Source organism: Marinomonas posidonica (genome assembly GCF_043643765.1).
In the GTDB taxonomy this organism is placed as follows: Bacteria; Pseudomonadota; Gammaproteobacteria; order Pseudomonadales; family Marinomonadaceae; genus Marinomonas; species Marinomonas posidonica_A.
In genome coordinates this window covers 117,739-132,017 of sequence record NZ_JBHZSP010000005.1, presented here as the reverse complement: position 1 = coordinate 132,017, position 14,279 = coordinate 117,739, and the positions used below count along the sequence as shown (strand labels likewise).

16 protein-coding genes and 1 tRNA gene are annotated in these 14,279 nt (G+C 45.5%); 9 read left to right on the top strand and 8 right to left on the bottom strand.

Annotated features, from left to right (window positions below; translation table 11 throughout):
• Window positions 1–141: 141 nt before the first annotated feature.
• Window positions 142–218: transfer RNA gene (locus ACHUFM_RS07425), tRNA-Arg, on the bottom strand.
• A gap of 200 nt (window positions 219–418) precedes the next feature.
• Between ACHUFM_RS07425 and ACHUFM_RS07420 the strand changes: the two genes are divergently transcribed.
• Complete coding sequence (locus ACHUFM_RS07420) at window positions 419–772, top strand: c-type cytochrome (protein WP_394181040.1); 354 nt, start codon at window positions 419–421, stop codon at window positions 770–772.
• On the opposite strand, the gene rep is transcribed toward ACHUFM_RS07420, so the two are convergent.
• The 4 genes from rep to ACHUFM_RS07400 form a co-directional block, all read right to left on the bottom strand.
• The gene (gene rep, locus ACHUFM_RS07415; protein WP_394181038.1) at window positions 769–2,817 is read right to left on the bottom strand and encodes a DNA helicase Rep; all 2,049 of its coding nucleotides are present in this window, start codon (window positions 2,815–2,817) and stop codon (window positions 769–771) included. The two genes, ACHUFM_RS07420 and rep, sit on opposite strands and share 4 nt — an antisense overlap.
• A gap of 266 nt (window positions 2,818–3,083) precedes the next feature.
• On the bottom strand, window positions 3,084–3,998 hold the full coding sequence (locus ACHUFM_RS07410; RefSeq protein ID WP_394181036.1) for a bile acid:sodium symporter family protein: 915 nt from the start codon (window positions 3,996–3,998) through the stop codon (window positions 3,084–3,086).
• A 216-nt stretch (window positions 3,999–4,214) separates the two neighbouring features.
• On the bottom strand, window positions 4,215–4,985 hold the full coding sequence (locus ACHUFM_RS07405; RefSeq protein ID WP_394181034.1) for a hypothetical protein: 771 nt from the start codon (window positions 4,983–4,985) through the stop codon (window positions 4,215–4,217).
• A 71-nt stretch (window positions 4,986–5,056) separates the two neighbouring features.
• Window positions 5,057–5,188 carry a hypothetical protein gene (locus tag ACHUFM_RS07400; RefSeq protein WP_394181033.1) on the bottom strand — a complete coding sequence of 44 codons (132 nt, stop codon included), beginning with the start codon at window positions 5,186–5,188 and terminating at the stop codon, window positions 5,057–5,059.
• A gap of 363 nt (window positions 5,189–5,551) precedes the next feature.
• On the opposite strand from ACHUFM_RS07400, the gene ACHUFM_RS07395 reads away from it, so the two are divergent.
• The 3 genes from ACHUFM_RS07395 to ACHUFM_RS07385 are packed head-to-tail and all read left to right on the top strand — an operon-like array spanning window position 5,552 to window position 6,461.
• Window positions 5,552–5,689, top strand: coding sequence for a tripartite tricarboxylate transporter permease (locus ACHUFM_RS07395; RefSeq protein WP_394181031.1), 138 nt, complete (start codon window positions 5,552–5,554; stop codon window positions 5,687–5,689).
• Window positions 5,652–5,993, top strand: a complete 342-nt coding sequence (locus tag ACHUFM_RS07390; RefSeq protein WP_394181029.1) for a tripartite tricarboxylate transporter permease — start codon at window positions 5,652–5,654, stop codon at window positions 5,991–5,993. Before ACHUFM_RS07395 ends, ACHUFM_RS07390 begins: the two co-directional genes overlap by 38 nt.
• A 15-nt stretch (window positions 5,994–6,008) precedes the next feature.
• Window positions 6,009–6,461 carry a hypothetical protein gene (locus ACHUFM_RS07385; protein ID WP_394181027.1) on the top strand — a complete coding sequence of 151 codons (453 nt, stop codon included), beginning with the start codon at window positions 6,009–6,011 and terminating at the stop codon, window positions 6,459–6,461.
• 50 nt (window positions 6,462–6,511) lie between these two features.
• On the opposite strand, the gene ACHUFM_RS07380 is transcribed toward ACHUFM_RS07385, so the two are convergent.
• Window positions 6,512–8,032: a YifB family Mg chelatase-like AAA ATPase gene (locus tag ACHUFM_RS07380; RefSeq protein WP_394181025.1), complete on the bottom strand. Its 1,521-nt coding sequence runs from the start codon at window positions 8,030–8,032 to the stop codon at window positions 6,512–6,514.
• 127 nt (window positions 8,033–8,159) lie between these two features.
• Between ACHUFM_RS07380 and ACHUFM_RS07375 the strand changes: the two genes are divergently transcribed.
• Window positions 8,160–8,381 carry a TIGR02450 family Trp-rich protein gene (locus tag ACHUFM_RS07375; RefSeq protein ID WP_113875454.1) on the top strand — a complete coding sequence of 74 codons (222 nt, stop codon included), beginning with the start codon at window positions 8,160–8,162 and terminating at the stop codon, window positions 8,379–8,381.
• Window positions 8,382–8,383: 2 nt separating this feature from the next.
• On the opposite strand, the gene ACHUFM_RS07370 is transcribed toward ACHUFM_RS07375, so the two are convergent.
• Window positions 8,384–8,623 carry an accessory factor UbiK family protein gene (locus ACHUFM_RS07370; protein ID WP_394181023.1) on the bottom strand — a complete coding sequence of 80 codons (240 nt, stop codon included), beginning with the start codon at window positions 8,621–8,623 and terminating at the stop codon, window positions 8,384–8,386.
• Window positions 8,624–9,099: 476 nt separating this feature from the next.
• Here ACHUFM_RS07370 and glnK point away from each other — a divergent pair, with 476 nt between their 5' ends.
• From glnK to radA, 4 genes are all read left to right on the top strand, one after another.
• A complete protein-coding gene (gene glnK / locus ACHUFM_RS07365) occupies window positions 9,100–9,438 on the top strand; it encodes a P-II family nitrogen regulator (RefSeq protein ID WP_013795072.1) in 339 nt (112 codons plus the stop codon).
• A gap of 37 nt (window positions 9,439–9,475) precedes the next feature.
• Window positions 9,476–10,738, top strand: coding sequence for an ammonium transporter (locus tag ACHUFM_RS07360; protein ID WP_394181021.1), 1,263 nt, complete (start codon window positions 9,476–9,478; stop codon window positions 10,736–10,738).
• Between the two features lie 176 nt (window positions 10,739–10,914).
• The gene (locus tag ACHUFM_RS07355; RefSeq protein ID WP_394181019.1) at window positions 10,915–12,444 is read left to right on the top strand and encodes a GNAT family N-acetyltransferase; all 1,530 of its coding nucleotides are present in this window, start codon (window positions 10,915–10,917) and stop codon (window positions 12,442–12,444) included.
• A gap of 81 nt (window positions 12,445–12,525) precedes the next feature.
• Window positions 12,526–13,911 carry a DNA repair protein RadA gene (gene radA, locus ACHUFM_RS07350; RefSeq protein WP_113875458.1) on the top strand — a complete coding sequence of 462 codons (1,386 nt, stop codon included), beginning with the start codon at window positions 12,526–12,528 and terminating at the stop codon, window positions 13,909–13,911.
• A gap of 85 nt (window positions 13,912–13,996) precedes the next feature.
• Here the strand turns inward: radA and ACHUFM_RS07345 are convergent, their stop codons facing one another.
• Window positions 13,997–14,278 carry a DUF1289 domain-containing protein gene (locus tag ACHUFM_RS07345; RefSeq protein ID WP_394181017.1) on the bottom strand — a complete coding sequence of 94 codons (282 nt, stop codon included), beginning with the start codon at window positions 14,276–14,278 and terminating at the stop codon, window positions 13,997–13,999.
• Between the last annotated feature and the right edge of the window lies 1 nt (window position 14,279).

The window sequence follows — 14,279 nt, the reverse complement described above, 5'->3', positions numbered from 1 at the left end:
ATCTGCCCACGGGCACATCAATACTAACCCAGAAAGATTTTTTATGGAATTTATACGTAGACAAAGTGTAGTCAACATCAAGAAAAACAAAGAGAGGAAAATAAAATATATATAAATATCAAAAGCTTAAAGCAATATAAATGGCACGCCCGAAAGGATTTGAACCTTCGACCTTCGCCTCCGGAGGGCGACGCTCTATCCAGCTGAGCTACGGGCGCATTAGACACTTTTGATCGACTGATCAGAAGTAAATTGGAGTGCGTATTCTAAAGGAAATCACGCAGGATGCCAGTGCTTAATCGCAGAAAAATGAGTGTTTTATCCCTGCGGTTTGATCCATTGCATTTACCTCATCGTAAAAGTGGCAGATAATTCATCCCAATTCCCTTACGCTGGATTTTATAGGAAGCCGATCCACATGCTTTATCAAAGCGTTAAGCACCATTCCATCTTTTCTCAGGCCACCCACCTCTTCCTTTTATTGACTGGCATGATGATGAGTTCCGCAGCATTGAGCGCAAGTGCTTCCACTGAACGGTCTGGCGGTAAAATATTTAACTCGTTTTGCGTAGCATGTCATATGCATGGTGTGGCAGGAGCGCCAAAACTGGGAAGCTCATCGGATTGGCTACCGAGAAAAGAACAAGGCATGCCAATCTTGTTGAAGCATGCCATTGAAGGTTTGAACGCCATGCCACCAAAAGGCATGTGCTCCAATTGCAGTGAGAACGAAATTCAAGCGGCGATTCAATTTATGTTAGACAATAGCTAATCGTTTAACATGGCTTTCAATGCGGATAACGAGGCTTGTCCACGCTCTTTTTTCGCACTTTCGCCTTCATCGCCACGACCTTCCCATACTAGGTCCTCTTCTGGTAGTTCATCCAGAAAACGACTAGGGAGACAGTCAATTTCTTCACCGTATTGGCGGCGCTTTGCGGCTAAGGTAATACATAAGGTTCGCTTTGCTCGGGTAATCCCTACGTAAGCCAGACGACGCTCTTCTTCTATATCATCGTTTTCAATGCTATTACGGTGCGGCAGTAGCTCTTCTTCACAGCCAATCAGAAACACATGAGGATATTCCAAGCCTTTCGACGCATGAAGTGTTAGCAATTGCACCTTGTCTTCGTCTTCCTCTTCTTCTTGTCGTTCAAGCATATCGATTAACAAAAGCTTGCTAATAGCCTGATCGAGTTCCGCACTCTCATCTTCTTCCCAGGCAGATTCCATCATGCGCTGAATGGAATCCAGTAAGAAGCGTACGTTTTCAATGCGTCGTTCAGCGGCTTTGGTTGACGAGCTTTGTTCTTGAATCCAACCATAATAATCCATGTCGTGAATCATTTGCTCTATCACAGGCACTGGCGAAGCCCCTTGCAGGCGTTGTCGCAAGGTTGACATCCAGCGCTCAAAATCTTGTAGACTTTTTAAAGAGCGACCCGTCACGCTTTCTTCCAGCTCTTTATACCCAGACGCTTCAAATAAACTGACTTGACGCTCAGTGGCAAGATTGCCCACTTTTTCCAAGGTCGCCGGGCCAATTTCTCGACGCGGTAAATTCACCACACGCAGAAACGCATTATCATCCGAAGGGTTCACTAAAAGACGCAAATATCCCATCAAATCCTTGATTTCAGCGCGAGAAAAGAAGGATGTGCCACCATTCATCTTGTATGGAATACGATAGGCTTGCAGCTTAATTTCCAGTAAGCGTGCTTGGTGGTTACCTCGATAAAGGATGGCAAAATCCCGATAGGGAATGTCATGACGCAAGTGACGAGATTGGATTTCGGCAGCGACACGTTCGGATTCAGCGTCTTCATTGCGCGTCACCATCACCCGAATCGGATCCCCTAACCCCAAATCACTCCATAAGGATTTATCGTAAACGTGTGGGTTATTGGCGATTAAGGTGTTGGCGGCTTTCAGAATGGTTTTAGTGGAACGATAATTTTGCTCCAGTTTGACCAATTTCAAATTCGGATAGTCTACCGATAAGCGCTCTAGGTTTTCGGGTCGCGCCCCACGCCAGGCGTAAATGGATTGGTCATCGTCACCCACTAGGGTGAAACAACGACGGAAGCCTGCCAAGAGGCGAATCAATTCGTACTGACTGGCATTGGTATCCTGACACTCATCCACCAAGAGATAACGAACTTTCTTCTGCCACTTATCTCTTAACTCTTCATCCGACATCAAGAGACTAACAGGCAACAGAATCAAATCATCAAAATCCACCGCATTGTAAGCCCGAAGGTAGCGCTGATATTGCACATAAACTTGTGCCGCAAGCAGGTATTCTTCTGTGTCTGCATTGGTCATGGCCTCTTGCGGCGTGGTCAGATCATTCTTCCAATTGGAAATGGTGTGCTGACAATGGGCAGCGGAATCCGTTTGACCATTAAATTCCTTGTCTAAGATTTCTTTAATCAACGACAAGGAGTCTTGTGAATCGAATAGAGTAAAACCTTCTTTTAAACCCACTCGACGGTATTCACGACGTAAAATGCGCAACCCCAAATTGTGAAAAGTCGAAATACTCAGACCTCGACTTTCTTCTTTGCTCAGCATGCCCACTACACGCTCTTTCATTTCTCGCGCTGCTTTATTGGTAAAGGTGACCGCAATAATGCTGTTGGCCTTAAAACCGCAGGTTTGAATCAGATAGGCAATTTTCGTGGTAATTACACTGGTTTTACCCGACCCTGCGCCCGCTAACACAAGCAGAGGCCCATCAATCTGCTTTACCGCTTCGAGTTGGCGATCATTTAGATTACGCATGCGTTGTGATATGGAAGGTAAGGATTCACTCATATGGGCTCACAGCTGAACGGATAAAAAACACATTCTACACCAGAGAAGAGCCAAGGTTCGATACAAAGACAACTCTGCTGTAAAAATGGCTCTATTGAATGGTTCAGTACACTCGCGTCTACCTTTTCAATATGACATTATTTTGTCACTTATTAAACTCACTAAATACACTAAGTCTATCCGCTTCATTAGCCGCTAGCACAGACTTAATACCAACAAAAACGGGTAGCCAAGCTACCCGTTTTTGTTAACTGAAACAGCCCCGATTAAGCGTCAGTTTTATCCACAGAGCGACGACTCCAATAACTGGCCAATAACGAACCAGAAATATTATGCCAAACACTGAAGATGGTACCTGGCAATGCCGCCATTGGGGTAAAGAATTTCACCGCCAACGCTGCGGCCAAACCTGAGTTTTGTAGGCCAACCTCAAACGCAATGGTACGACACACGCGAGCATCGAATCCCAAAGCTTTGGTGACCCAATAACCTAATAATAAACCAATGCTGTTATGAATAATCACGGCGGCGGCGACAATTAATCCGACCTGAACAATTTTCGATGCACTCAATGCCACCACAATTGCAATGATTAATACAATGGCGAACATGGAAATATAAGGAAACACCACTTCAGTTTTACGCACATATTGAGCGAAGAAAGTGTTAATCAAAACCCCAGCGGCAACCGGCAACAAAACAATCTTAAACAAGCTCCACAACATAGAAGCAACGGGAACATCCACACTCTGGCCTATCATCAAAGAGACCAGTAAAGGCGTTAAAACGACGCCGAACAAAGTCGAAATAGCGGTCATAGAAATTGACAGTGCTGTATCGCCTTTTGCTAAGTAACACATCACATTGGACGAGGTACCGCCAGCCACACTCCCCACCAGCAACATACCAACGGTCAGCTCGCTATCGAAACCAAACGCAAACGCCACACCGAAAGCCGCAATGGGCATGACTAAAAACTGCAGCAATACGCCCACGCCCACTGCCTTACCGTTTTTTAGCACCTGTTTAAAATCACTTGGGCTCAGGGTTAAACCCATTGCCAACATGATCACAGTCAATAGAGGGACAATTTGAGACTTCAAACCAACAAACATATCAGGTTGAAAAAAAGCCAATACTGAAAGCAAAATAGCCCAAAGAGGGAATAACTGAATTACCATATTTTTATACTCCATTTTGACAACATCATGTCCACCGCATGGCTGTCATTCATTATTATTGATGCCCAATTCACACCTTCCAATCCACTATTTTTATCGGAAAAAAGTGCTTTCCAAAGACGAAAATCATTGTTCTGCAAAGGAGAAAACAAAACTGGGAGCGGAATTGTAACCAAATGAAGTGTTGAAGAATAGGGAACTAAAAAATAGCGCAGATTAAAAAGACAATAAAAGGGAGACGCCCCACTCATTGGAAGAATGATTGGCCGTATTCGCCGCTAAACCAGATTTCTCGGCGTCATTTGCTTGCCAGTATTTGTAAAAGGGCTCAATCACAATCCCACCACCATCTGGATTCAATAAACGCTGTAACTGCAAATAAAAGTGGTAACCACGGGCTTTGGTTAAATCGGTTTCTATGGCTCGATACCCTTCAGCTGCGGAGAGCCGTGTTTCATTTCTTGCCAACAGCACAGTATCGTATTCAATGCGAGCTCCTAACGCCCAACCGGCTTCGTTCACCTGTTCTTGAAATTCAATACCAATAGGGTTGTAAAGATAGGTTTGTTGACTCTTGTAACCTTCAATAGAAGTACTGGATCGCTTGCCTCGAGAATCCAAAAGAGAACGTCGGTAGCCCAACCCTAAATAGGGCGTGATTCGATAACGGTTATTCACATACAAAGCTCGGCCAATCATACTTCTTAAGTCATAGACTTCATTCTTCACTGACTTAATTTTGCCGGCGCCTTTTTGACTAATGTCATCACTGGCGTAAGACACATCAACGAATAAAACAGAAAAATTATAATAAGAAGAATAGCGGGCCAACACGCCCGTCAACACCCCGTATTGGCTGACATCACCATGCTCACTATAGTCCATGTAGGACAGATATGGCCCCATCTCAAGATCGAAGCCTCGATCATTCGCCATAACAATGGAGGTAAAAAGTGCCAATAAAGCGGTCAAAAAGAAAGTCTTCATGATGCCTCTAGTTTGCGTTCCCTGTTCAGTACACTATATACACTCACTAGAAATCATTAAAGTACTCCGCTCTACTCGCTTCCTATGTACCCCATCGCCGCTGATATTTTACGACCCGTAGTACGCAATTGCTCCAACACTTCGCCTTCTAGCTGCTCAGTGGAAATGGTTGCGAGAGGACAAGATACACTGATTGACACCATAGCGTTCTTGTATGCCGTTATGCTCTATCTAGGACAGTGCAAACAAGCTGTATTAACAATAACCGCTTTCAGTTTTTCTGGTGTCATTTATGACATTTTCTCTGTTTTCCTCAAAATCCCCTTACCTGAGAGCATCTTATGAAGACCGCCACCACTTGTTTTGTAAAGGTAAGTTGAGATGAGCTTTTTCTATTTATTAGATGCATTCCAAACAATCTTCTGTGACTTATCCAGTCTGCTATTCATTCTTATGGGCGTAACTGCAGGCATCATGATAGGTTGCTAACCAGGACTTACAGCCACTATGGGGTGTGCCTTGCTAATTCCTTTTTCCTTCTCTCTGCCTCCCTGCAGGGACTCCTTATGCTGATGAGTATTTTTACAGGAGGTATTTATGGTGGTTCCATTTCCGCTATTTTGATTCGCACACCAGGCACACCTGCAGCAGCAGCAACGCCATTGGATGCGTCACTCCCTGTCCATGCGCGGCGAAGCCGGTAAAGCCATCGGTATTGGTACCATTGCTTCATTTGTCGGAGGCACGATAGGCGTATTAATTATGGCGTTTATGGCACCACAAATAACCAACGCGGTAGACGGTGATGCCAATAAGCTGGGGTTTTCAATCGCCAATGCTCGTAAAGATCTGGGGTACTACTCAAACATGGTCGATGGTCTCGATGTGCCTAGTTTTATTAGCCCAGCAACCCGTCATGCTCTTACTCTTGCTGTGGCACAAGGCTATGGTGATAAAGATGTCCCTGTTATGGTGGACTTTTTTGAATACGCTTTTAAACCAGCCTAATGCGGGAACATTATCATGACCAAGAATCACAAACATTCACATCAAGAGATTGCCCAACAAGCCATCGATTTGGTGCGTCCAGCCATCGATGAATTGTTTAAGCGCAGCATTCGATCAGAATTACACATTGTCATTTTAGACCCTAGATTGAAGCCTTGGGAATGTGACTTTGATGAGGCGATCTTATACCAAGAATCCATCAAAAGCGGTACGCCATGGGAAAAGCCATTTGATGATTTTGCCCGAAACAAAGCCAAACAAGCATGGCGAGCTCAGAGACACAACTTGCATTTGCAGGTACAGCATCCTTCCTCTCTAAAAGATGACGATCTGCCATTCTATGGTGCTTTCGTCTATGGCGATTTGGTGGTTGCTTGCAGTGGCGTTGAGCAATGGTTCGATATGCTAGTCAGTAGCTGGGTCGCCATGAGTTTTGAGCAATTAATGATTCATCAGCAACAAACTTAGAGAAACTACCTGGTGGCAAATCCGCCATCAGGTAATAAGTCATCAGCGTCTCAAGCATTGGATTGGAGATTGGCCAATGTCTTCTCCATTTTTCGATAACTGAGAGACTCCATTAAATGTGCTCTCGTTACAGAGGTGCCATTTAAGTCCGCCAGAGTTAAAGCGACTTTTAACACCCTATGATAGGCTCGTGCAGACAGCTTTAGTGTGTCTAAAGCTTGTTGCATGAAGCGTTTATCCTCTTCACTAAGGGCACAAATGGCTTCGAGTTGACGACCACTTAACAGGGCATTTTGAACACCTTGCCGAGCCCTTTGTCGCGCTACCGCCTGCTCCACCCTCAAGCGAATACTGTCGCTTGACTCACCCTCTTCCTGTGCATTCACCAACACATCAGACGGTAATGGCGGCACTTCCACGTGCAAATCAATACGGTCCAAAAAAGGCGCTGAGAGTTTCTTTAAATACTTTTGACTGGCACTGGATTGATAATAATCTTGCTCTCCACGATACGCCTCGTTACTGGCATTCATCGCGGCGACCAATTGGAATCTAGCAGGAAAAGTCACCTGCCCACGAGCCCGAGAAATATGCACTTCGCCATTCTCTAAAGGCTCACGTAACACTTCCAACACTTTGCGATCAAACTCAGGTAGTTCATCTAAAAATAATACGCCACAATGTGCAAGCGACGCTTCGCCAGGTTTGGGTATTGAGCCACCGCCCACTAGAGCCGCCGCCGAGCAGGAATGGTGAGGCGAACGAAACGGTCGCTCTGACCAATGCCAATCTTGCCCCATCTTACGACCTGCTACAGATTGCACCGACGCCACAGACAAGGCCTCTGCTTCGGTCATTTGTGGCATGATACTCGGCAACCGAGAGGCCAACATGGTCTTACCGGTGCCTGCAGGACCGATAAACAACAGATTATGGCCACCAGCAGCCGCCACTTCTAACGCTCGTCTTGCTTGGTATTGCCCTTTCACATCGCGCATATCTTTAAACGCTTGGCGTACAGAAAGGTCTGTTTCAGGACGCCCCTGACAAAGAGGCAGTGCAGCTTGCTTAAGTAAATGCGCCGTCACTTGCGTTAAATGCTTGGCAAACACAGAGTGACCTTCTACCAGTGCGGCTTCCGCTTGATTATCCGCCGGAAGAATCAATTGTCGATTCGCTTGGTGACAAGCAATCGCTGATGGTAATAAACCGGAAACTCCCCGAATATCACCAGATAACGCCAACTCACCAATGAACTCCGTATCACCTAGATTCAACTCTCCGAGCTGTCCAGATGCCACCAACACACTGATGGCAATGGCTAAATCATAGCGTCCGCCTTCCTTAGGCAAGTCGGCTGGCGCGAGGTTAATCGTGACTCGGCGAGTAGGGAACTCAAAATGACTGTTGATAATGGCACTACGTACTCTATCTTTGGATTCTCGAACGGCCGCTTCAGGTAAACCAACAATATTAAGAGAAGGCAGACCATTGGAAATGTGAGTTTCGACAGTAACAAGAGGGGATGCCACACCAACACGGGCACGACTGTAGATAGTAGCTAAACTCATGATCACTCCTTGATCGTTTGGTAATATTCTCGCTAGGTCATCTAACTTAGCGTTTGTCACGTATTCATAACGATTTACGTCTTACTTTGGAACAACAAGTTAACAACGCCGGATAACAGGATGAACCATGTCAAAACATCAAATTAACCCGAATAAATTATTACTCTCTAAATGGACATCCCATTCACCACAGCAAAAAGAAAAACACTTTATTGTGACTGAGCTCATCCGTGATGAGGACGACAAGGTAATCGAATGTGTATTGGAGGCCGTCATCAATCACCAACAATATAGATTACCTTGGCAATCCCTCAGTTCAAAGGCCCTGTGGCAGCAAGGCTGGAAATGAGCTTATTGATCGGTTTCCAACTCTGCCAGACGCGCTTCCAAAGCGGTCAGTTTCTCTCGGTATTTAGCCAACATTGCCGCCTGCACTTCAAACTCTTCGCGAGTCACTAGGTCCATTTTGCTTAACGTGGTTTGCGCCACTTGATGCAACTGAGCTTGAATTTCCTCTTTCGGCAGCTTTCCTAAGGTTTCCGCTGCCTGCTCCAAACCAGTGCCTAACTGTTTAATAAATTGATCAATCATTTTACTCTCAATGCTTCCTGATAGGGCTTATTTAAATAATACGAATCCTTTGTCTAGTATAGTGGTCGAGCAAAGGTACAAACAAGCTCAGTAACAAACTCATTTACGCCTTCTTTTTGTGCAGTAAAAAATGCAACTTGACCATTTAGTTATCATTAAATGGCATTTCCTGTCATTTTTAGATCGTCCACCGTCATGCCTATTTTTGTATTAGGAGCAAGCAGATAGAGCCAAAAGGTGAGATAACGCTATTTTATAGATGCGTTTTTGCACCAACTTAAAGCACCGCTTGTTTAACGCACCCCAATATGCTGCACTAAGTGCAATCATTTCCTGCCCTTTTTAATTTCAATAAGCCGACAAAAACCTTACAAAGCCCTTATCCCTTGGGCTGTTAAAGAGATGGCACGCATATTGAATAAAGACATCTACCTGCGATACGACAATAAAACTGACTTTTAAAGGAGACAGTGGGTATGAAGCTTATTACTGCCATCATCAAGCCATTTAAACTCGATGATGTTCGAGAAGCGCTTTCTGAAATCGGTGTTCAAGGCATCACGGTAACAGAAGTGAAAGGGTTCGGACGTCAAAAAGGCCACACAGAACTATACCGCGGTGCGGAATACGTTGTGGACTTTTTACCTAAAGTAAAAATCGAGCTAGCCATTGCAGACGACATGACAGACCAAGTGGTTGAAGCCATTAGTGGTGCTGCAAATACTGGCAAAATCGGCGACGGTAAGATCTTTATCGTTAACCTTGAGCAAGCGGTTCGTATTCGTACCGGCGAAACTGGCGTAGAAGCCGTTTAACACAGTTCGAATATTTTAGCCTTTAGGGGGGCGAAACATGCAAGATCAAATTTTTCACTTACAATATGCCATGGACACCTTCTACTTCTTGGTGTGTGGTGCACTGGTTATGTGGATGGCAGCCGGATTTGCCATGTTGGAAGCAGGTTTAGTACGTGCTAAAAACACCACTGAAATCCTAACAAAGAACGTCGCGCTATTTGCGATCTCTTGTATCATGTATCTAGTTTGTGGTTACTCAATCATGTACGGCGGCACTTGGTTCCTAACTGGTATTCAAGATGTAGACGTTGCTTCTACTCTAACAGACTTTGCTGGCCGTGATGGCGGTTTTGAAGGCGGCTCTATTTACTCTGGCGCTTCTGACTTCTTCTTCCAAGTGGTATTCGTAGCAACCGCTATGTCTATCGTTTCTGGTGCCGTTGCTGAGCGCATGAAACTGTGGTCTTTCCTAATCTTCGCAGTAGTGATGACAGCGTTCATCTACCCAATGGAAGGTTCTTGGACTTGGGGTGGCAACGATGTATTCGGTATGTTCAACCTAGGCGACTTAGGTTTCTCTGACTTTGCTGGTTCTGGTATCGTTCACATGGCCGGTGCGGCAGCCGCTCTTGCTGGTGTGCTTGTACTAGGTGCTCGTAAAGGAAAATACGGTCCTAACGGTGAAGTACGTGCCATTCCTGGTGCTAACCTACCACTAGCAACACTAGGTACCTTCATCCTTTGGATGGGTTGGTTCGGTTTCAACGGTGGTTCTGTATTAAAACTAGGCGACATCGCTAACGCTAACTCTGTTGCCATGGTCTTCCTAAACACAAACGCAGCTGCGGCTGGTGGCGCGATTGGTGCGCTTCTTCTCGCTCGCATCCTATTCGGTAAAGCAGACCTTACAATGCTACTTAACGGTGCGCTAGCAGGTTTGGTTGCGATCACAGCAGAACCTTCTACGCCTTCGGCTCTAGGTGCGACGCTAATCGGTGTGGTTGGTGGTCTGATCGTTGTGATGTCTATCCTAACACTTGATAAGCTAAAAATTGATGATCCAGTTGGTGCCATCTCTGTCCACGGTGTTGTGGGTATTTGGGGTCTGCTAGCTGTGCCACTAACCAACGACGGTGCAAGCTTCAGCGGTCAAATCGCAGGTGCATTAACTATCTTCGTCTGGGTATTCGTAACAAGCTTGGTAGTTTGGTTAATCATCAAAGCTATCATGGGTGTTCGTGTCAGCGAAGAAGAAGAATACGAAGGTGTTGATCTATCTGAATGTGGTATGGAAGCGTACCCAGAATTCAAGAAATAAGACCTTTAAACTGTCTCTTACTAATTGAGTAAGATCAAAACCCTCGCTTCGGCGGGGGTTTTCTATTTTAGAGAAATGAAAACCAAGGAATTGAAAAGAAATTTTAACGCCTTATCACTTAATACGCGTTATTATCAGATTTTATCGAGGACAAAGCTCAAAGGGGCTTAGCTATCATGCGTGAAGATTTACATTTAAAAATTCGCAACATTACTAACCAAGATTACACCCAAGTCAAAACCCTGATGGATAAGGTCTACCATGACATTGGTGGCGCTTGGCCTGAGCACACGATTCACAAACTCATTAAAGACTTTCCTGAAGGTCAGATCTGTCTAGAAGATCATGGTGAAATTGTCGGCATTGCCCTATCAGTCCAAGTAAATTATCAGCGTTTCAGTAACCCGCATACTTACGATGATTTAGTGGATCAAAAAGAAAACATTCTCAACGATCGTCTTGGTGATGCCATGTACGGCCTCGATGTTTTAATCGCACCAGAATACCGAGGTTATCGTCTCGGTCGTCGTTTATATGAAGCACGTAAAGAACTATGCCGCCAGCACAACTTACGTGCCATTCTAGCGGGCGGTCGAATTCCAAATTACCACGAGCATGCTCATGAAATGACACCGGCTGAATACCTAGAAGCAGTGCGTGAGCGTAAGATTTATGACCCCATTCTCACCTTCCAACTATCAAACGATTTCCAAGTAACTCGCTTAATGAAGCGTTACTTGCCAGAAGATGAAAAGTCCCAAGGTTACGCCACTCTTCTGGAATGGAAAAACATCTTTTTTGCACCGGAAACCACCGTCATAAAATCCAGAAAGACACAGGTTCGAATCGGTGCGATTCAATGGCAAATGCGTGAAGTAGAAAGTGTCGATGAACTGCTCACACAAGTAGAGTATTTTGTCGATGCGGTATCCGATTACAAAAGTGACTTTGTCCTGTTTCCGGAGTTTTTCAACGCCCCTTTAATTGGCCTGAGCCCAGATCAGAGCAACCAAACGGAAGCGATCCGCTTTCTTGCTAGTTACACTGAGCGTTTTAAGAATGAAATGTCACAACTGGCGGTGAGTTATAACATTAACGTGATTACAGGCTCCATGCCCTTGATGGAAGACGACACTCTCTACAACGTCAGTTATCTCTGTCGTCGTGATGGCACCGTCGAAGAGCAAAAGAAAATCCACATCACACCACATGAACGTCGTGACTGGATTATCGAAGGCGGCAATGACCTAAAGGTATTTGATACCGACGCTGGTCGAGTTGGTATTTTGATTTGTTACGATGTGGAATTCCCAGAACTTGGCCGTTTGTTGGCATCACAAGACATGGACATCTTATTCGTCCCTTTCTGGACGGACACCAAAAATGGTTACCTTCGTGTTCGTCGCTGTGCGCAAGCTCGCGCCATTGAAAACGAATGTTATGTGGTCATTTGTGGTAGCTGTGGCAACCTGCCTCAGGTGGAAAACTTGGACATCCAATATGCCCAAAGCTCGGTTTTTTCACCGTCTGACTTCTCCTATCCACACGATGCTGTGATGGCAGAAACTACCCCCAATACAGAGATGATCATGTTCTCAGATTTGGACCTAGATAAACTCAAACTGACACGCAGTGAAGGCTCTGTGAACAATTTAAAAGACCGTCGAACTGACCTGTATTCACTGAATTGGAAGCATACTAAGTAAGGTTTCAGCTGTGATAACATGGACGTTATTTCCAATAAGTTGGGAACATAAACCCAGCTAATTTATGACAAAGAGACTCTAATGGCTAAAGCAAAAACCGCCTTTGTATGTAATGAATGCGGCGCAGATTACGCAAAATGGCAAGGACAATGCCAAGCGTGTGGCGCGTGGAACTCACTCTCTGAAATCCGTTTAACCTCTGGTAAAACCTCTGCTCGAGTAGCCGCCAGCCAAGACGCGCGAACATTGGGTTATGCTGGTGCCACGACGGGCATTCAAAATTTATCGGATGTGGATCTCGGTGACGTACCTCGCTTTAGTTCCGGTGCCAGTGAATTTGATCGCGTTTTAGGTGGCGGATTAGTCCCTGGCGGAGTGGTATTAATTGGTGGCCATCCTGGCGCGGGGAAAAGTACCCTGTTGCTGCAAACCATGTGTTGGCTAGCGCAACAACAAACGGCGCTGTATGTTACTGGTGAAGAGTCCTTACAACAGGTTGCCATGCGAGCCAATCGTCTTGGCTTGCCGACACAAAATCTAAAGATGCTATCGGAAACCAATGTGGAAGCCATTATGACCGTGGCACAGCAGGTTAACCCTAAAGTGATTGTCATTGATTCCATCCAAGTCATGCACCTTGATGGTATTGAGTCTGCACCTGGCAGCGTGTCACAGGTTCGCGAAAGTGCTGCGGTATTAACGCGTTTTGCCAAACAAACCCAAACCGCTGTCCTGTTAGTGGGTCACGTTACCAAAGACGGTACTCTGGCGGGTCCCAAAGTCTTAGAACACATGGTCGATTGCTCTGTGCTACTTGAAGGCTCAGAGGATTCACGTTTTCGTACTTTACGCGGTATGAAGAACCGTTTTGGCGCGATCAATGAACTAGGCGTGTTTGCGATGATGGAAAACGGTTTAAAGGAAGTCAAAAACCCCAGCTCCATCTTTTTAAACCGCAGCAATCAACCCGCTGCAGGCAGCTTAGTCATGGTAGTATGGGAAGGCACACGTCCTTTGCTAGTGGAGTTGCAAGCCTTAGTCGATGATTCTGCCCTTGGCAATCCGCGTCGTGTCACTGTTGGCTTTGATCATAATCGCTTAGCCATGCTACTGGCCGTACTTCACAAACATGGTGGCCTGCTAACCTCCGACCAAGATGTGTACCTAAATGTCGTGGGCGGTGTAAAAGTGTTAGAAACCAGTGCTGATTTAGCGGCCATTGCCGCCGTTGTGTCCAGTTTCCGTGATCAAATACTGCCTCACGATCTCGTTGTATTAGGAGAAGTGGGGCTTTCTGGTGAGATTCGCCCAGTGCCCTCTGGCCAAGAGCGTATCAGTGAAGCGGCCAAACATGGCTTTACGAAAGCCGTGGTGCCAAAAGCGAATTGCCCTAAGAAACCCATCGCGGGGATGGAAGTCATTGGTGTGGAACGTCTTTCTCAGGCCTTAGAAGCGATTTTTGGCTAATCAGAAGCGAATCGATTAATACACTTATTGCCTGAACCGAGCGTTGCATTTTGTTCAGGCAAGTCATCCAGCCGCTGAAATACGGTCAATTTAGCCCAGACAACAAATCCTCGGCAGGCTCATCTTCCATCCCATAAGGAAGGGCTTTGTCGGATTGAGCATCTAATCTTTCTTGACGGGCTTTTAACAAACGAATTCGGCGTTGTTTGCAAAGCTCTAAGATATGAAACCTTGCCTCGTTGGACAAAGAGAACCAGTGAAAGCGTTCATCACGACTTCGCAAACAACCTTTACAAAACCCCTTAGCACTGTTTTCGCAAACGCCCTTGCAGGGGCTTTCAATGGCAAATAACTCGATTTGTTCCATA